General features: G+C 71.7%; 13 protein-coding genes and 2 tRNA genes. 3 read left to right on the top strand and 12 right to left on the bottom strand.

What is annotated here, in order from left to right; all coding sequences use genetic code 11:
• From HG543_RS38620 to HG543_RS38570, 9 genes are all read right to left on the bottom strand, one after another.
• Window positions 1-1,474, bottom strand: a 1,474-nt coding sequence (locus HG543_RS38620; RefSeq protein WP_343073548.1) for an ELWxxDGT repeat protein, incomplete at its 3' end; no start/stop codon positions are given.
• A 58-nt stretch (window positions 1,475-1,532) separates the two neighbouring features.
• Window positions 1,533-5,480 carry a rhamnosyltransferase WsaF family glycosyltransferase gene (locus tag HG543_RS38615; protein ID WP_343073547.1) on the bottom strand — a complete coding sequence of 1,316 codons (3,948 nt, stop codon included), beginning with the start codon at window positions 5,478-5,480 and terminating at the stop codon, window positions 1,533-1,535.
• Window positions 5,481-5,559: 79 nt separating this feature from the next.
• A complete protein-coding gene (locus HG543_RS38605) occupies window positions 5,560-6,897 on the bottom strand; it encodes an ABC transporter ATP-binding protein (RefSeq protein ID WP_169349929.1) in 1,338 nt (445 codons plus the stop codon).
• A gap of 9 nt (window positions 6,898-6,906) precedes the next feature.
• Complete coding sequence (locus HG543_RS38600) at window positions 6,907-7,692, bottom strand: ABC transporter permease (RefSeq protein ID WP_169349928.1); 786 nt, start codon at window positions 7,690-7,692, stop codon at window positions 6,907-6,909.
• Window positions 7,693-8,037: 345 nt separating this feature from the next.
• A tRNA-Gly gene (locus tag HG543_RS38595) sits at window positions 8,038-8,112 on the bottom strand.
• 41 nt (window positions 8,113-8,153) lie between these two features.
• Window positions 8,154-8,228, bottom strand: a tRNA-Gly gene (locus tag HG543_RS38590).
• 84 nt (window positions 8,229-8,312) lie between these two features.
• Window positions 8,313-9,002: a CDP-diacylglycerol--glycerol-3-phosphate 3-phosphatidyltransferase gene (pgsA, locus tag HG543_RS38585; RefSeq protein WP_169349927.1), complete on the bottom strand. Its 690-nt coding sequence runs from the start codon at window positions 9,000-9,002 to the stop codon at window positions 8,313-8,315.
• 11 nt (window positions 9,003-9,013) lie between these two features.
• Window positions 9,014-11,233, bottom strand: coding sequence for a tetratricopeptide repeat protein (locus HG543_RS55800; protein ID WP_246357598.1), 2,220 nt, complete (start codon window positions 11,231-11,233; stop codon window positions 9,014-9,016).
• A complete protein-coding gene (locus HG543_RS38570) occupies window positions 11,190-11,888 on the bottom strand; it encodes a lytic transglycosylase domain-containing protein (protein WP_169349926.1) in 699 nt (232 codons plus the stop codon). Before HG543_RS38570 ends, HG543_RS55800 begins: the two co-directional genes overlap by 44 nt.
• Window positions 11,889-11,978: 90 nt before the next feature.
• Between HG543_RS38570 and nadB the strand changes: the two genes are divergently transcribed.
• Genes nadB through HG543_RS38555 form a run of 3 tightly spaced genes read left to right on the top strand, consistent with a single transcriptional unit; the run spans window position 11,979 to window position 14,898 of the window.
• Window positions 11,979-13,568 (top strand): L-aspartate oxidase, encoded by a 1,590-nt coding sequence (gene nadB / locus HG543_RS38565; protein WP_169349925.1) that lies wholly within the window; start codon window positions 11,979-11,981, stop codon window positions 13,566-13,568.
• Between the two features lie 6 nt (window positions 13,569-13,574).
• Window positions 13,575-14,303: a rhomboid family intramembrane serine protease gene (locus HG543_RS38560; protein WP_169349924.1), complete on the top strand. Its 729-nt coding sequence runs from the start codon at window positions 13,575-13,577 to the stop codon at window positions 14,301-14,303.
• 1 nt (window position 14,304) lies between these two features.
• Window positions 14,305-14,898, top strand: a complete 594-nt coding sequence (locus HG543_RS38555) for an LOG family protein (protein ID WP_169349923.1) — start codon at window positions 14,305-14,307, stop codon at window positions 14,896-14,898.
• Between the two features lie 10 nt (window positions 14,899-14,908).
• On the opposite strand, the gene HG543_RS38550 is transcribed toward HG543_RS38555, so the two are convergent.
• Genes HG543_RS38550 through HG543_RS38540 form a run of 3 tightly spaced genes read right to left on the bottom strand, consistent with a single transcriptional unit; the run spans window position 14,909 to window position 17,271 of the window.
• Window positions 14,909-15,538, bottom strand: coding sequence for a hypothetical protein (locus tag HG543_RS38550; RefSeq protein ID WP_169349922.1), 630 nt, complete (start codon window positions 15,536-15,538; stop codon window positions 14,909-14,911).
• Window positions 15,535-16,101 (bottom strand): orotate phosphoribosyltransferase, encoded by a 567-nt coding sequence (gene pyrE / locus HG543_RS38545; protein ID WP_169349921.1) that lies wholly within the window; start codon window positions 16,099-16,101, stop codon window positions 15,535-15,537. Before pyrE ends, HG543_RS38550 begins: the two co-directional genes overlap by 4 nt.
• Before the next feature lie 3 nt (window positions 16,102-16,104).
• Window positions 16,105-17,271: a ParB/RepB/Spo0J family partition protein gene (locus tag HG543_RS38540; RefSeq protein ID WP_169349920.1), complete on the bottom strand. Its 1,167-nt coding sequence runs from the start codon at window positions 17,269-17,271 to the stop codon at window positions 16,105-16,107.
• Window positions 17,272-17,499: the final 228 nt, after the last annotated feature.

The raw sequence follows: 17,499 nt of genomic DNA, 5'->3' as shown, positions 1-17,499 counted from the left end.
CCACCCGCCCGGTCCCCTCGGCCGTGCCGTTGCTCTTCCAGAGCTCGTCGTCCCGTGACCAGAAGTGCAGCGTGCCCCGGGACCAGAAGCCATGCAGCTCATGGAAGCCGTACCCGGTGGCGCCATTGTCCGACAGCCGCACCGTCCCCGCCGTCGTGCCGTCCGTCTTCCAGAGTTCCCGGCCGTGCACGCCGTCATCGGCGATGAAGAAGAGCGCGCCGGGAGAGGAAATCATCCGGTTCTCCGGGCGTCCCTCCGTGGACGAGGCCGCCCCGGGCGCCACGTCCGCGACGCGGCTCGTTCCGTGGGGCGTCCCGTCGGTCCGCCACAGTTCGGTGCCCGTCACGCCGTCATCGGCCAGGAAGTAGACGGCGCCCTCATGGACGGTGAAGCCCCGGGGCGAGGCACTGCCAGCCCCCGGGAAGAGGTCCGCCACGCGGAGGGTACCCGCCACGGTGCCGTCGCTCTTCCAGAGCTCCACCCCCACGTCCGCGTCCCACGCGCTGAAGTAGACCGCGTTCCCCAAGCAGGCGAGCCAGGACACGGGAGGGCGCACCACGTTCTCCGGATTCGTCGTGTCGACGTCCTTCAGGCGGAGGGTCCCCGCGTCGGAGCCGTCGGTCCGCCACAGCACGTAGCGCCCGTAGTCCCGCAACGACCAGAGGAAGGCCTGCGCGCCACAGGTGACGAGGCCGAAGGCGGAGAGGTAGTTGGCGCCAGGAGAGAGGTTCTTCACCAGCGTGGTTCCCCGCGCCGTGCCGTCGCTCTTCCAGAGCGTCATGCTCTGGTCCGCCCGCGACGCGGTGAAGAGGAGCGTGTCCCCGAGCCAGGTGGACGAGTGCGCGCCGATTCCCCCCACCGAGGCGGGCTCCCTGTGCAGCCGCACGGTGCCCTCGGGGGTACCGTCGCTGCGCCACAAGGCGAAGCCGGAGCCGTGGGTGTCCGGGTCACTGGTGCCGATGTACAGCACCCCGTCGCGCTGATGGAGGAACGAGCCGAGCCCCTGGAGGGACTTCACCATCACCGTGCCCTGGGAGGTGCCGTCGGTGCGCCACAGGCCGGATTGCCAGGAGTCGGTGGACGCGGCGAGGAAGTACGCCTGCCCGTTCATCACCACCGCGTGGGACGGGTCGGAGCCGGTGGGCCCGGGCAAGAGGTCGAGCACCATGGATGTGCCCGCGGCGGTGCCGTCCGTCCGCCACAGCTCCGTGCCATGCACCTTGTCGCTGGCCCCGAAGAGGACCGTGTCACCCAGCTCGAGGAACACCGTCGGAGGGGCGAAGAAGCTGCTGGGCCGCGACTCCGGGTTGATTTCCCGCACCTTGAAGGGCGAGCCCTCCAGCGGAGCCGTGCGCTCACCAGTCGCGTGGGTGGAGGCGGCGGCGGGCGCCGCCTTCTCTCCGGTACAGCCCATGCCCAGGTACACCGCCAGGATGGCGCCTGGCAGCGCGCGAAGCCCTTGTCCGACGTTCATTCGAATTCCCGGTCTGGAAGGTCGCGGACAGTATACGGCCCCCTCTCCGGCCGTGCGTTCAGGCGGCGCCGGCCGCGGAGGCGCTCCGGCCCAGCAGGTGGTCCATCATCCGGTCCACCTGCTCTTCCCAGGTCGTCCTGCTCACGCGCTCGGCGGCGCTGGCGCCCAGCCGCTGGCGCAGGGCCGGGTCGCCCACGGCGCGGCGCAGCTGCGCCAGCACGGAGCCGGGCGTCGGCGCCGTCAGCAGACAGTTCTCCCCGTCGCGGAGCAGCCAGCGGTGGGCCGGGTTGTCGTTGGTCACCAGCGCCATCCCGCTCGCCATCATCTCCAGCGCCAGGGACGAGGGCGGCTCCGTGAACATGAAGCACAGGCCCACGTCGCACTCGCGGTAGAGCGCCGCGGTGCGCTCGGCGGGGAGCACGCCCAGGTTCGTCACCAGCCCGCGCACGCCGTAGGACTCGGGATTCCACTCGGCGCCCGCGGTGACGACTTCCACCGCCGGGCCCAGCTCGCGCTTGAGCCTCGCCAGCGCGGCGAGCCCCAGCTCGAAGCCGTTGCGCTCCAGGGCCGGGCACCCGTGGAAGAAGACACGCACCGGCCCTTCGCGCCGCGGCCTGCGCGCGTGGAAGAGCCCGCCGTCCACCGCCGGCTCGAAGGCGAAGCCGTCCATGCCGTGCCGCGCCTTCACGGCGTCGCGCAGGCCCGGCGTGTTGAAGATGCCGTGGAAGCCCAGCGTGTACGTCTGCTCGGCGAGCGCCCGCTGCGTGCCGGCCGCGAAGAGCATCGGCTCATGATCCTGTATGAAGTAGGCGCGCACCCCGGCGCGCGGGTGGCGCAGCACCGGGTACACCGACGTCCAGGACGTGGCGAGGGCCAGGTCACACGCGGGCAGCTCCGCCAGCGCCGCCGGCCCGGACAGCACGCGGAAGGCGCCCGCCGCGCCGGGGAACAGCGTGGCCGCGCGCGCCTCGAAGTCGCCAGGGCTGGCACCGGGCTTGTCGTGGACGACGAAGTCGCTGCGCACGCCGTGACGCCGCTGCATCAGGTCCGCGAAGCGGAAGAGCGTGTGGACACCCGAGGAGTCGTGGCCGAAGGCGGGCACGAACCACGTGGCCGTCTCCACCTTCCCACGCGAGCGCAGGGCCGCCAGCGCCGCCGGTGCCGACTCACGCGACGCCCTCGCCTGCTCCGGCGTGAAGTCCAGCGTGTCCAGGTGCTCCACGAGGTGGCGCTGGGCCCGGGCACGCTCCTCCATGTCCAGGTCCACCGCGCTCGGCACGTCGTGGGACAGCGTGCGCACGGCGAGCGTCTCGCCGTCCTCGGTGTGGTGGCGCAGGGCGCAGTCGGTGCCCAGCAACGTGAGGTTCGGGTTGTAGAACGGGTCGCCCTTCGCGCCGAGCCACGGGCGGTAGGCGACGTACGAGCGCCAGTAGTCGGCCTCGGGGATGGCGTCCGCGCGGCGGCTGGCGGACTCGTGGTGGATGAGGCGCGCGTGCGGCGTGTACACCACGCGCAGGCCGCGCTGGTTCAGCCGCAGGCCGATGTCCACGTCGCTGCCGCACACCTGGAAACGCTCGTCGTAGCCGCCCAGCTCCTCGAAGACGGAGCGGCGGAGGATGACGCACGCGCTGGTGACGGAGAGCCAGTCACGCGTCCATTCCGTGTGGCCGAAGGGCGTGTGGATGGGCCCGTCCGGCAGGCGCCAGAACGGGTGGCCCGCCATGCCGGTGATGCCCACCACCACGCCCGCGTGCTGCACGGTGCCCTCGGGGAAGAGCAGCTTGCAGCCCACCGCGCCCACCTCGGGCCGCTGGACGTGGGACACGAGTTCCTCCAGCCAGCCCGGGTCCACGACCTCCATGTCGTTGTTGAGGAAGAGGAGCAGCTCCCCCGTGGTCTGCCTCGCCGCCCAGTTGTTGATGGCCGGGTAGTTGAAGGGGAAGTCCCACGTCAGCTTCACCAGCCGCGGGTCCGTCAGCCGCTCCAGCAGGTCGAAGGTCTCCGGCTTCGTGCTGTTGTTGGAGACGAGCAGCACCTCGAAGTTCGGATACGTGGTGCGCTTCAGGAGCCCCGGCACCAGCAGCTCCAGCAGGTCCGGCCGGTCCTTGAAGGGGACGATGATGGATACCTTCGGCGCGCCCTTCACCGGGTAGCGCACCCGGTAGCCAGACGGCGTGGGCATCGTCACCTCGGCCGTCTCGCCGGTGCGCGACAGGTGCTCGCGGAGCACGCGTGCGCCGGCTTCCGTCACCGGCCCCGCGCCCGGCTGCGTGCGCGCGTGGTACAGCGGCTTCGCCACGTGGCCGATGCCGCGCGTGGCCTCGCCGAGGCGCAGGATGAGGTCGTGGTCCTCCGCGCCGTCGGTGCCCTCACGGAAGCCTCCCACCTTCTCCAGCAACTGGCGCCGCGCGACGAGGAAGCGGCGGACATAGTTCACCGAGCGGAGCAGGTCCGGAGACCAGTCCGGCTTGAAGAAGGGCGCCGTGCGGCGGCCCTCCCCGTCCAGCGCGTCCTCGTCGCTGTAGAGGACGTCCACCGAGGGCTCCGCCGCCAGCACCATCTCCGCCAGGGCGTGGGGGGACAGCGTGGCGTCGGCATCCAGGAAGCCCACCCACTCGCCCCGTGCGGCGGCGAGGCCCGCGTTCTGCGCCGGAATGGAGCTTCCATTCCGATTCCCCGGCTCGGCGGCGAGGCCCGCGTTCAGCGCCGGAATGGAGCTTCCGTTCCGATCCCCCGGCTCGGCGGCGAGGCCCGCGCCCGCGGCTGGAACGGAACCTCCGTTCCGCTCCGCCCGCGCGGAGGGCCCCGCCTGCGTTCCCCGGACGGGGCCTTCACCCCGCTCCTGGCGCAGCACGCGGATGCGCGGGTTCCGGGCGGCGGCCTCGCGCAGCAGCGGGGCCACGTGTGACGCCGAGCTGCCGTCGTCCACCAGCACCCACTCCCACTCGGGGTACACCTGCGCCTCCACGGAGGCGAGGCACTCGCGGAGGAAGCGCTCGGGCGTGTCGCGCACGGCGGTGACGAGCGACACGCGCGGCTTCACCTCCAGCCGCCCCACCGCCTCGCGCGCGGCGGCGAGGTCTTCCGACTCGCGGCGGGCGCACCACGCCTCGTAGTCTCCCAGCTCGGGAGGCCGGGGCGGCGGCGTGCGCGCGCCCAGCAGGCCCGCCAGTGCCAGCACCGCCTGCTCGTTGAAGCGCGTCTGGCGGCGGAACAGCTCCGTCCACAGCGGCCCGCCCGCGCGCAGCGCCTTCGGCAGTGCCTCCGGACGCAGCGGGTCATTGCGCCCGCACAGGTGGGCGATGGACTTCGCGCCCTCCGCCCCGGACGGCGGCCGGGGCGCGGCGGCGGCGACGAGCGCCTCCACCATGGCCGCGTTCCACTCCGCCTGGCCGCGAAGGAGCGCCTCCAGCACCGGGCCCACCGCGGAGAGATACGAGCGCTTCGCCGCCTCCACCACCGTGCCCAGCGCCCCGCTCCGCTGAGAGCGCACCGCCTTCCACCGCGTGGGGTCCGCCTTCGGCTCGAGCTGCGCGCGCACCCAGCCGGACACGTCGTCACGCAGGCCCAGGGTGCGGTGCACGGAGAGGGACTCCAGCACCCGCACCACGGCCTCGTTGAACTCGGCCTGCGGGCGGAGCGACTCCACGTGGAAGGGGTGCAACCCCTCGATGAAGGCGCGCTTGGTGGCCGTCACCACGTGGCCCATGCGGCCGCCGCGGTGGGACTCGGGCACGTCGAATGAGTGGACCACGGCCAGCCGCGCGGCCTCCTGCAGCGGCGTGAGCGCGTGCGCACCCGAGGGCCGGGCGCGGTGGAGCTGCTCCGTCAGCAGCCGGAGCGTCCCCTCCAGCGCGGACACCTCCTCGCAACGCTCGGGCAGGCAGGGGCGGCGCTCATCGAGCAGCGCCCGCACCACCGCCACCATCCGCGCCAGGTCCCCCGCGCCCGGTGCCGCGTCGGGCGCCCCCGCGTCTCCGGAGAGCTTCTCCAGCACTGTCCTCACGGCCGTACCGCCTCTCTCGACTCATGGGCCGGAACGGGGTGCGCCCCCTTCTCCGGCGGACTCCGCCGGAAGCCGGCGCTCAGGGATGGCCGCCGCCAGCCGCCCGGGGCGCGTTGCCGCTGGCCATCGCGGACACCACCTGCTGCGCGACCGGCGCGGGCTCCACCACCCAGCGGTGCGTCGGGCGGAACACGCCCCGCTCCCCCACGGGCGCGCTCACCTGGAAGGCCCTGCTCTCCGTGGAGATGCCCCCCGAGGCGCGCGCCGTCACGACGACCGAGTAGCTCCCCGTGAGCAGTCCCAGCCGCTCCATCACGAAGCGCACGCGCCCCTCGGGCGGCAGCTGCCGGGGCAGCGACACCGCCTCCAGCCGCGTGCTCGTCTCGTACAGCGGCTTGCCCTCCGAGTCGCGCAGCGACACCTCGAACTCCGCGTCCTCGCTCCGCGCGTCGGCGGCGAAGTCCACGAGGACCTCCACGGGCGTCTCCGGGGAGAAGGGCTCCGCCTCCCCCGAGGGCGCGACGAGGCTCAGCCCGGTGAGGCGCACGGGCGCTTCGGCCTCGGCCGGCGGCGCGGACGGCGTGCCGGGCACCTGCGGGAGCGCCCCACCTCCCTCGGTGAGGGCCGGCGGCGTGAAGACCACGGCCTGGGACTCGGCCAGGGCGATGGCCTGCCGGTACTCGGCCGTCACGTCCGCCGAGCGGCCCATGCGGCGCACATACCCGCCGTCAATCCAGGCGGCCAGGTCGCACCACTTGTCGACCGTGTGCAGGTCGTGCGTGACGAGGACGATGGTCTTCCCCGACTTCTTGAACTCCATCATCTTGGCGAGGCTCTTCTTGCTGAAGTGCTCGTCGCCCACGGCGAGAATCTCGTCGATGATGAGGATGTCCGGGTCCACGTGCGTGGCCACGGCGAAGGCCAGGCGCATGTACATGCCGCTGGAGTAGGTGCGCACCGGCTCGTCGATGAACTCGCCCAGCTCGCTGAAGGCGATGATTTCATCCATCCGCGCGCGGACCTCGGCGCGCGACATGCCGAGGATGATGCCGTTGATGAGGATGTTCTCCCGCCCGGAGAAGTCCGGGTGGAAGCCCGCGCCCAGGTCCAGCAGGGCGGAGATGCGCCCGTTGATCTGGAGGTTGCCGGAGGTGGGCGTGTAGATGCCGGTGATGAGCTTGAGCAGCGTGCTCTTCCCCGAGCCGTTGCGCCCGATGATGCCGACCGTCTTGCCCCGGGGGATGGTGAGGTTGATGCCGCGCAGCGCGGTGATGAGCCCGGCCTCGCGGGGCCGGCGCTGTCCGCGCAGCCAACGCAGCAGCTCGGACTTGAACGTCGTGTACTCGCCCCGGATGGTCCGCTTCCGGAAGCTCTTCACGACGTCCTGCATGACGATGGCGTCCATGGATTCCTGCATGTCGGCGGCTCAGATGGACTCCGCGAAATCCTCGCGGCGGGCTTCGAAAATCATCGAGGCGCCCCATAGCAGCATCACCGAGAAGGCGCTCAGCGCTAGCAGCGGGCCCGCGTCCGGCAGGCGGTGCTCGTAGAAGATGGCCTGGTACGAGGTGATGAGGGCCGTCATCGGGTTGAGGACCGTCATCGCCGTGCGCAGCGTCTCGTCCTGGAGGGTGGTGAGCGGGTACAGCACCGGCGTGCCGAAGAACCACATGGTCAGCAGGTTGCTGACGATGTGCTGCAAGTCTCGGAACGCGACGTTGATGGCCGCCACGATGTAGGTCAGCGCCAGCGTGAAGGTGAGCTGGATGACGACCACCACCGGGAAGAAGAGCGCGTGCCACGTGGGCCATTGCCCGTAGAGCACGATGCCCAGCGCCAGCATCAGCGGCAGCGACAGCACGTAGTTGCAGAGGTTGGTCACCACCACCGTCGTGGGCAGCACCTGCGCCGGGAAGCGGACCTTGGTCATCAAGTCGCGCCGGTCACTGATGGCGCTCGCGCCGCCGGTGATGGAGCTGGCGAACCAGATCCACGGCAACAGCCCCACGAACATGAAGAAGGCGTAGTGAGGGATGTTCTGCCTCATCACCACGGTGAACAGCATCGCGTACACCAGCATGTGCAGCGTCGGGTTCAGGAACGTCCACAAGAACCCGAGGAAGGAGCCGCGATAGCGGGCCTTCAGCTCGCGCTGGACGAGGCTGAGGAGCAGGCCTCGATACTGGTACAGCTCACGAATGAGGCGAATCATGGGGGGGCCCTTCATATAGCAGGGCCAAGCCCGGATGCGAGGCAGCCAGGAGCGACGGAGAGCCGCTTCCAGGGCCCACGGATGCCCGTCCGCCCTCGGGCCCGTCGGCCGGCCCCACGCCTCGTTTCATCGTGTTTCATCGCCGCTCGCGCCGCGAGCCCGCGCCTCTCTCTCGAGTCCGGCGATGGCGCGAAGCGCCAGGGGACGCGCTCCGGGCGGCCATGCGGCAGCGGCGGGCGCAGCGGCTCTTCCGGGGCCACCGCTTCCCGTGGCCCTGGAGCCGGAGCACGATGCGCCTGCCGGAAAAACGAAAAGGCCCCCTGGTTTCCCAGGAGGCCTTCGTTCTGGAGCGGGAAAAGGGATTTGAACCCTCGACCCTCGCCTTGGCAAGGCGATGCTCTACCGCTGAGCTATTCCCGCATCAGGTACTGCGACTGCGTTTGCGGCGTACTGAGTTGTTCTGGAGCGGGAAAAGGGATTTGAACCCTCGACCCTCGCCTTGGCAAGGCGATGCTCTACCGCTGAGCTATTCCCGCATCAGGTTACTGCTACTTGACTTTCGCCGCGCTTCAGCACCGCGCCGAAAGTGAGGCTGTGTATACAGAGCCCCTTCGGACCCGTCAAACACTTTTCGCACTGGTCTGCTCACTGCCCCGCCTGGCGAGCATCGCGAGGAATGCGCGGAAGTAGACGACGGCGCTCCACACGGAGAACGCGCCCGACAGGTAGACGAGCACCTTGCCCACGAGGTTGTAGTCGACGGGCACGGAGGTGGCGCCGATTTGCAGTGGGTGAACGTAGTGGACGCAGAGTGAAATGATGCCCACGAGCTGGAGGGACGTCTTCCACTTCCCCTCCTGGCCGGCGGCGATGACCATGCCCTCGCTGGCGGCGATGGTGCGCAGGCCGCTGACGATGAGCTCGCGCGCGAGCAGGACGATGACGACCCAGGCGGCGATGCGGCCCAGGCGGACCATCATCACCAGGGCGGCCATGGCGATGAGCTTGTCGGCCAGGGGGTCCATGAACTTGCCGACCACGGTGATGAGGTTCCACTTGCGCGCCAGGTAGCCGTCGATGACGTCGGTGATGGACGCCACGGCGAACACCAGGCCGGCCCAGAGGGAACTCAAGGGGTCCGCGTCGTACGTCAGCCACACGAAGAGCGGGATGAGGAAGATGCGGCCCAACGTGAGCATGTTGGGCAGGTTCCAGAACTCCTGCACCAGCACGCTGGGCTGCCGCTCCGCGCGTCGGCGCGCCCGCTCCTCGCGCTTCAGCTTCTTCCGGGTCGCTCGGTCCGAGGCCATGCGGGCACCTTCTAGCGGACCCCGAGGGCGATGAGGGCAAAACCTTCGCCCCCCAGCTCCACCGCTGTCCGGAGCACCTCACCCGTGGGGGACTTGAGCAGGGGGACGACACGGGGCGTGAGGTTGCCCTGCCAGCCCACCAGGGCCGTCAGCGGCACCGTCACCGGCTGTTCCGCGCGCACCGGCACCGAGCGCAGCGTCCCGGGCAGGCTGAGCAGCACCCTGCCCTGCCCGCGCAGGTGCACCAGGTCCAGGTCCGGGGCGATGTCGGACGGCACGCGTCCGTTCTCGAACATCACCGGTTCCTCGAAGGCGAAGACGCACTCGTCGCGGAAGTAGACGGAGTCCTCACCGAGGTCCACGGCCAGGAAGGAGCGCTTCTCGGGGGCCTCGATATAGAGGGTGCCCCGGCCCTTCGCGCGCACCATCCGGGCGGCGCCCTCGCCGAAGGACTTGTCCGTGGCGCGGCCCCGGAAGCGCTTCATCTCCGGCTGGAAGGTGAGCGAACCGCTGAAGGCCACCATCCCCTCGAGCCGGGTGAGCAGCTCCCCGTCGACCGCCACCGAGAACCCGCCCCGGCCGAGCGCGAAGGGGTGCTCCGCGTCCGCTCCCGCCAGCGCCACCGAGGGCGCCAGGTCCGACAGGGCCGTCACCGACGTGCCCCGTGCCCAGGCCGCGCCTTCGAAAAGGGCCGGAGGCGTCGTGACGCCGTGCGCGCCCTCGGGAGCCGGGAGGCCGGCCCCCACGTCCGTGGTGCCGAGGCCGCCGGCCGGAGCCGCGCCGCTGGGACGGCCCGCCTGCACCGTGGCGCCGAGACCGTCGGCTGGGACCGCGACGCCGGAGCCCCCCGCCACCGTGGCGCCGAGACCGCCCGTCGGGACCGCTGCCCCAGGCCCGCCCTGTTGCGCCGTCACACCGAGGCCGCCGCTCGGGGCCGTGGCGCCAGCACCCCCCGCCGAAGGCCGGGTGCCGAAGCCGCCAATCGGTGGGAGCGACGTCGTGGCCGGAGGGGTGGCCGCGCTCCCAGCTCCACCCGCCTGCGGGGTGGCCCCGAAGCCGCTGGCGGGTGCCGCGGCGCCGAGGCCGCCCGAGGGCGCCGTGCCCCCGGCTCCACCCGCCAGGGCCGAGGCCCCATGACCGCCAATGGGCGGGAGCGGATTCGCGGCGCCCAGGCCGCCGGACGGAGCCGCCGCTCCAGGCGTCGCGGCGGAGGACGCCTCGGTGGTAGCGGGCGTTCCCGCCCTGCCCCGCACCTCGGCCGCGGCCCGCGCCCGGGCCTGCGCGAGCTGGGCGCGCGTCAACGGCACCGGGGTCAGCGGCACGCTGGAGGCCAGCGCCGCCGAGGTCTCCTCGAAGGTAGATTCCGGAGGCGGCTCGTGTTGAGCCTCCATGGCCAGCTCCTCCGCGTCCTCGGGAGTGGCCGTGAGCACCGGCAGCTCCTCGCCTCCGGAGGTCAGGGCGCTGGGGCCCTCGTCCTCGGCGAGGCGGATCTCCTCCTCTTCGGGCTCCGCGCGCGCCGGGGGGGCCGCCGGACGTCCGGCGTCCAGGCCGAACTGCGCGCCCCAGTCACCCTCCCCGGCGGAGCGGGCCTGCGGGCGCGCGGGCTCGGGCGCCCTGGCGGTGGCGGGTGGAGTCGCGGGCGCGGACACCGGCTCGCCGCCCTGCTCGCGCACCACGTCGCTGCCCTCCAGCTCGGCGAAGCCGCGGGCGCGAGCGGGCTGCACGGGCGCGGGCCGGGTGAAGCCCTCGCCGGCGATGGCGCGCGTCATCTTCTCCGCCATGGCGTCGCTGCCCGCCAGCAGGAAGTGCTCGCGCGCGCGGCCGTACTCGCCCATCTGCGCGAGCGCCAGGCCCAGGTAGTTCTGCGCCTTCTGGTGCTCGGGCGCCAGGTCGGTGGCGGTCTCGAACTCGCGGGCCGCGCGCTGGAGCGCGTTCGTCTTCAGATAGACGAGGCCCAGGTTGACCCGCAGCGTCGGGTCCACCGGGTTGTCGCGCACCAGCGTCTCGTACAGCTCCGCGGCCCGGTCGAACAGGCCGAGCTTGAAGTAGCAGAGCCCCAGCAGGTTCTGCGACTTCTCGTTGCGGGGCTGGAGCTGGTGGGCGCGCTCCAGGAACTCCTTCGCCTCGATGACCTTTCCGGCGGCCAGCAGCTCGCCGCCGCGGTAGAGCTGCTGGAGGAACTCGTCGTCAGCGGGGCTCTTCTCCCCCCGCCCCTTCGCGCGCGTCGTCATTCTCGGTCGTGGGCTCGCGGGGGCCGCTGTCGTCGGCCCGCTCGCGCTCCTTGTAGTGGAAGTAGAGCTGGAGCACCTTGCGCACGTACCCCTGCGTCTCCTCGTAGGGGGGCACCTTGCCGCCGTAGCGCTTCACCGCCTCGGGGCCCGCGTTGTACGCGGCGACCATCTTCACCATGTCGCCGTCGAACATGTTGGCCAGCACGCGCAGGTAGCGCACGCCGCCCTCGATGTTGTCGCGCTCGTCGAAGATGTCCTTCACGTACATGTCCGACGCGGTGGCCGGCATGAGCTGCATCAGCCCGCTGGCGCCCTTGTGGCTGAGCGCGTTGGGGTTGAAGTTGCTCTCGGTGTGCATGATGGCGCGCACCAGCGCCGTGGGGATGCGGTAGCGCTTCGCCGCCGCCACGATGTGCGGGTCCAGCTCCGGAGGCGTGCGCTTGCGCCCCACCACCGGGGCCGTCTTCACCGGTGCGTTGGCGAACGAGCCCTTCATCCGCTTCGCCTTCTTGGCGCCGGAGTCGGTGGGCGGGACGTTCGTGTAGACGATGGTCCCGTCCTTCTCCACGTAGCGGTAGATGGACTCCGAGGCCCCCGCCGTGAGCGGCAGGGCCAGCAGGGCAGCGGCGGCGAGGAGCGCGGGAATGGCACGCATATTCGGCAGCCACCAACCTTAGACAAGCCCCGGAAAGTCCTCAAGAAAACGCCTTGTTTCCAGCACTTACCACCATTAAGGCTGTCCACCATGCCCCATCGGTTCGATTTCCTCGTCCTCGGCAGCGGCGTGGCGGGCCTCTCGTTCGCCCTCCAGGCGGCCCGGCATGGCACGGTGGCCGTCCTCGCGAAGCGGGAGCGCGCCGAGAGCAACACGGCCTACGCCCAGGGTGGCATCGCCAGCGTCCTCGCACCCACAGACACCTTCGATGCGCACATCGAGGACACGCTGGTGGCGGGCGCGGGCCTGTGCCACCGCGACGCGGTGGAAGTCACCGTGAAGGAGGGCCCGGGGCGCGTGCGCGAATTGGTGGAGCTGGGCGCGGAGTTCAACCGGCGCTCCACCGGCGAGTTCGACCTGACGCGCGAGGGCGGCCACTCCGCCCGCCGCATCATCCACTCGGGGGACATCACCGGCCGCGAGGTGCAGCGCGCGCTCCTGGCCGCCTGCGACGAGCAGCCCAACATCACCTTCTTCCCCCACACGGCCGCCATCGACCTCATCCTGGACCGGCGCACGCCCAACCCCGCCGCCCACCGGTGCCTGGGCGTGTACGCGCTCCTGGAGAACGGCGACATCGAGCGCTTCCTGGCGAAGGTGACGGTGCTGGCCACCGGCGGCGCGGGCAAGGTGTACCTGTACACGTCCAACCCGGACGTGGCCACGGGCGACGGCGTGGCCATGGCGTACCGCGCGGGCGCGCGGGTGGCGAACATGGAGTTCTACCAGTTCCACCCCACCTGCCTGTTCCACCCGGAGGCCAAGAGCTTCCTCATCAGCGAGGCGCTGCGCGGCGAGGGCGGCAAGCTGCGGCTCAAGGGCGGCGCCACCTTCATGGAGCGCTACCACCCGCTGGGCGCGCTCGCCCCGCGCGACGTGGTGGCGCGCGCCATCGACGCCGAGCTCAAGCGCACCGGTGACGAGTGCGTCTACCTGGACATGACGCACCTGGGCCGCGCCTTCCTCATGGAGCGCTTCCCCAACATCTACGCCACCTGCAGGGCCTTCAACATCGACATGGCCGTGCAGCCCATCCCCGTGGTGCCCGCGGCCCACTACATGTGCGGCGGCGTGGTGACGGACCTGGACGGGCGCACCACGGTGCCCGGCCTGTACGCCATTGGCGAAGTGGCCTGCACCGGCCTGCACGGCGCCAACCGGCTGGCGTCCAACTCGCTGCTGGAGGGCCTGGTGTTCGGCTACCGCGCGGTGAAGGTGGCCGTGGAGGAGCTGCGCACCCATGCGCCGCCGAAGGAGGAGCCGCCCGCGTGGGACTCGGGCAGCGCGGTGGAGTCCGACGAGAGCGTCGTCGTCACCCACAACTGGGACGAGATTCGCCGCCTCATGTGGAACTACGTGGGCATCGTCCGCACGGACAAGCGGCTGATGCGCGCCCGGCGCCGGCTGGAGCTGCTGCGCGAGGAGATTCGCGACTACTACTGGCGCTTCAAGGTGACTCGCGACGTCATCGAGCTGCGCAACATCGCCGAGGTGGCCTACCTCATCGTCGACTGCGCCAGCCGCCGCAAGGAGAGCCGCGGCCTGCACTTCACGCTCGACTACCCGCACACGGACGACCACCACTGGCTGCGCGACACCGTGCTCTCGCGAGAGCTGTGAGCCGCCATGGCGTCCGGTCCCCGCCGCAGCATCCTCGATGAGCTTCCGCCCGGCCCTCCGGGCGAAGCGCCGCCATCCGTGCCGCCGCTCGGCCTGCCCCGGCCCTGGGTGTGCTACGCGCTCGTGGCGGGCGCGGTCGCCCTGTTCATCGCGGAGCGCAACCTCCCCCTGTCCCGGCTCATCTTCGCGGACGGGGCCCCGGTGGGCCGCGTTCCCCCGCTGGCGCTGTACGGGCCCGCGGTCCAGGCCGGCCAGTACTGGCGGCTGGTGGGCGCGGTGCTGGAGCACGGCAACCTGCTGCACCTCGTCTTCAACATGTCCGTGGTGGTGACGCTGGGCTTCACGCTGGAGCGCGGCATCGGCAGCCTGCGCTTCTTCGGGCTGTCGCTCGTCACCGCGCTGGGTGCGTCCACCCTCTCGCTCCTCGTCGACTTCGACGTGCCCACGGTGGGCGCGTCCGGGATGATTCTGGGGTGGGCCGGCGCCATGCTGCCCATCTCCACCCGCCAGGGGCGGCAGGACCTGCTCATCTGGCTGGCGCAGGTGGCCGTCCTCAGCCTGCTGCCCTTCGTGAGCTGGGCGGGCCACCTGGGCGGCTTCCTCTTCGGGCTGCCCTGCGGGCTGGCCCTGCGGATGGGGCCCCAGGTGTACGCGCGCGCCCTGCCCATTCTCCTCTTCCTGAGCCTCGTGGTGGCGCTCTACGCGGCGCACCCCGAGCGGCGTGGAGGCCTGTGACATGGAAGTGCGAAGCGTCTGTGTGTTCTGCGGCTCGCGGCCCGGCAACCGGCCGGAGTACCTCGAGGCCGGCACGCGGCTGGGCACCGAGCTGGCCCGGCGCGGCCTCACGCTCGTCTACGGCGGGGCCAGCGTGGGCATCATGGGCGCGGTGGCGGACGCCGTGCTGGCCGCCGGTGGTCGCGTGGTGGGGGTGATTCCGGAGTTCATGAAGCCGAAGGAGATTGCCCACAAGGGCCTCACGGAGCAGCACTCCGTGGGCTCCATGCACGAGCGCAAGGCGCTGATGGCGGAGCGCGCGGACGCCTTCGTCGCCCTGCCCGGCGGCTTCGGCACCCTGGACGAGCTGTTCGAAATCGTCACCTGGGCGCAGCTCGGCCTGCACCGCAAGCCCATGGGGCTCCTGGACACGCGCGGCTTCTTCCAGCCACTGGTGGCCCTGGCGCGGCACCTGGCGGCGGAGGGCTTCGTCCCGGAGCCGCAGGCCGTGCCCTTCGCGGTGAGCGAGTCACCCTCGGAGCTGGTGGACCGGCTCATGGCCGGCCCCACCCTGCCGCCCGTGGAGAAGTGGCTGCGGCGCGGCAGCCAGACGTGAGGCCCCGGGCCTACTGCGCGGCCATCACCAGCTCGGCCTTGCCCAGCGACGAGGCCATGCGGAGCGTCACCTGCTGCGTGCCCGGCGGAATCACGGGCTGCCCGTTGGACAGCGTGGTGGGGAAGTGCACCTCCCAGCCCACCCAGAACATGCCTGTGTACGGGTAGTACGCGCGCGTCTCGAGGTCCGCCCGGCCCAGGCGCACGATGCGCGTCGGCGTCACCTCGCCGGCGGGCGTCACCAGCGCGAGCCGCCAGATGGTGCGCTTCAGGTCGAAGTCCGCGTAGCGGAAGTCATTGTGGTGCGTGCCCAGGAAGAACTTGTGCACCCGCGCGGCCTCGGCGCGCTCCTCGGCGAGCAGCTGCTCCACCTTGCTCTCCGGCAGCACCTGGAAGGCCGCGCGGCGCCGCACCCGCGCCTCGCGGAAGGCCAGGGTCTGCAGGGTGGCCCCCGCGAAGACGCGGGTGTCGAAGCCGTCGTAGATCTCCTTCCGGCCCGAGTACTTCGCCACGATGGACTGGTAGGCCTCCTCGGCCCGCTCATCCGGCAGCGTGGGCGCCTGCTCTCCAACGGTGGGCGGGGTGGTGACACAGCCGGACAGCAGGCCCAACAGCGCCACGGTGACGAGCGGCTTCTTCACGGGATGAAGTCCTTGCGGGTGAACAGGGTGAAGAGCCGGTGGCCCGCGGCCTCCACCGCCTCGCGGCCACCCTCCATCCGGTCCACCAGCGCGAAGGCGCCGAGGACCTTCAGGCCCTCCTGCTGCGCCCGCTCAATCGCCTTGAGCGTGGACGCGCCCGTGGTGACGACATCCTCGACGATGGCCACCGCCGCGCCCTGCCCCAGGCCGCTCAGGCCTTCAACCCACTGGCCGGTGCCGTGGCCCTTGGGCTCCTTGCGGACGATGAAGGCCGCGAGCGGGTGGCCCGACAGGTAGCCGGTGAGGCTCACCGCCGAGGCCAGCGGGTCCGCGCCGAGCGTCAGGCCGCCCACGCCCACCGCCTCGGGGGCATGCTGGAGGATGTCGCGCAAGAGCAGCCGGCCGATGAGGAAGTGGCCCTCGGCGAGCAGCGCCGTGCGCTTGCAGTCGATGTAGAAGTCCGACTCCTTGCCGGACGAGAGCACCACGCGCCGACGCTCGAAGGAGCGCTGCGTGAGCAGCTCCAGCAGCCGGGCCCGGTCGCGCGAGAGCGGTTCCACCATGGCCTACAGTCCCTCCAGATACGCCACCAGCTCCGACGAGTACCGCAACTGCATCAGCAGCTCCGCCTTGCGCGACTCGTCCAACGCGGCGAACACGTCCGCCAGCAGCGCCAGGTCCTGGTTGATGGCCCCGAGCCGCTGCGACACCTCCGCGGCCAGCTCGTCCGCGTCGATTTCCTCTTCCACACCCTCGGGCGCCAGGGTGTCCTCGGTGGCGAGCGCCTTCTCGAGCATGTCTCGCACCGCCGCGCTCAGCCGGCCCTGCGACTCCAGCTGCTCGCGCTTGGCCTCCAGCACCTCGGGTTCCACCGGCGTGGCGTGGATGGCCTCCGCCAGGGACATGAGGAGCGCGTCCTCGTCCGACAGGTGCGTGTGCACGCGGGCCTGCACCGCGTCCCGCTTGAGGAAGCGCAGCGCGGCCACGCGACGGAAGCCGCACACCAGCTGGTAGCGGTCCTCGCCCGCCGGACGCACGTCCACGGGGAAGAGCTGCCCCAGCCGCGCGATGTCCGTGGCCAGTCCGGACACGTCCCCTTCCGGGCGCAGCCGGAACGAGGTGTCATCCACCAGCTTCTCCAGCGGCAGCAGCACCAGTGTCACCCGTCCCGCCAGGCGCTCCTCGGGCGCGGCCAGGTTCTCCAGCTCGCCCTCCTCGTCGCCCGCCTCCTCGGATTCATCCCGCTCGGCCCCTTCCTCGGAGCCGCCCTGCTCGGCGCCAGCCTGGGCGCCCTCGGAGGCCACCTCGCGCGGCGCCTCACCGCCGCCCTGCTCGGCGCCAGCCTGGGCGCCCTCGGAGGCCGCCTCGCGCGGCGCCTCGCCGCCGCCCTGTCCGGACTCACCGGCCGGGGACCCGGCTCCGCCCTCGGCGCGGTGCTCGCCGCCGTTGGGGTGCTCTCCACCCTCGGGGCGATGCTCGCCGCCGTTGGAGTGCTCTCCACCCTGGCCGTGCCCACCCTCGGCGCGGTGCTCGCCGCCGTTGGAGTGCTCGCCCTGCTGGCCACCCTCGGCGCGGTGCTCTCCGGGCGCACCCTCCTGGGGCGAGCCCTCACCGTGGCCACCTTCCCCGGAACGGGGCTGCCCCTCGGTCGGCTCGGACGACGACGGCGAGCCACCCTCGGGCGCGTTGCCCTGCATCCCTTCCTGTCCGTCAACCCTGTGCTCGGCGTCCATGGCGGCACCCCTGGTCTGACCACCCCCGCGCCACCGACTCCGGTGGCGCGGGCGATGCGCTCTAGCGGGCCTTCTTCTTCACCACGACCTTCTTCTTCGCGCCAGCACCCACGACGGGGGGCGTTGGCGGCTCGGCACCGCCCGTCTGGTCGGCCGGCGCGGGGGCCGGACGGGCCTCCACGCGCGTGGGCGGCGGAGGCGGAGGCGTCGGCCTGGCCACCGGACGGG

The sequence above is a fragment of the Pyxidicoccus fallax genome (genome assembly GCF_012933655.1).
In the GTDB taxonomy this organism is placed as follows: Bacteria; Myxococcota; Myxococcia; order Myxococcales; family Myxococcaceae; genus Myxococcus; species Myxococcus fallax.
The sequence above is the reverse complement of the archived record's forward strand: the minus strand, read 5'-3'. Positions and strand labels throughout refer to the sequence as shown.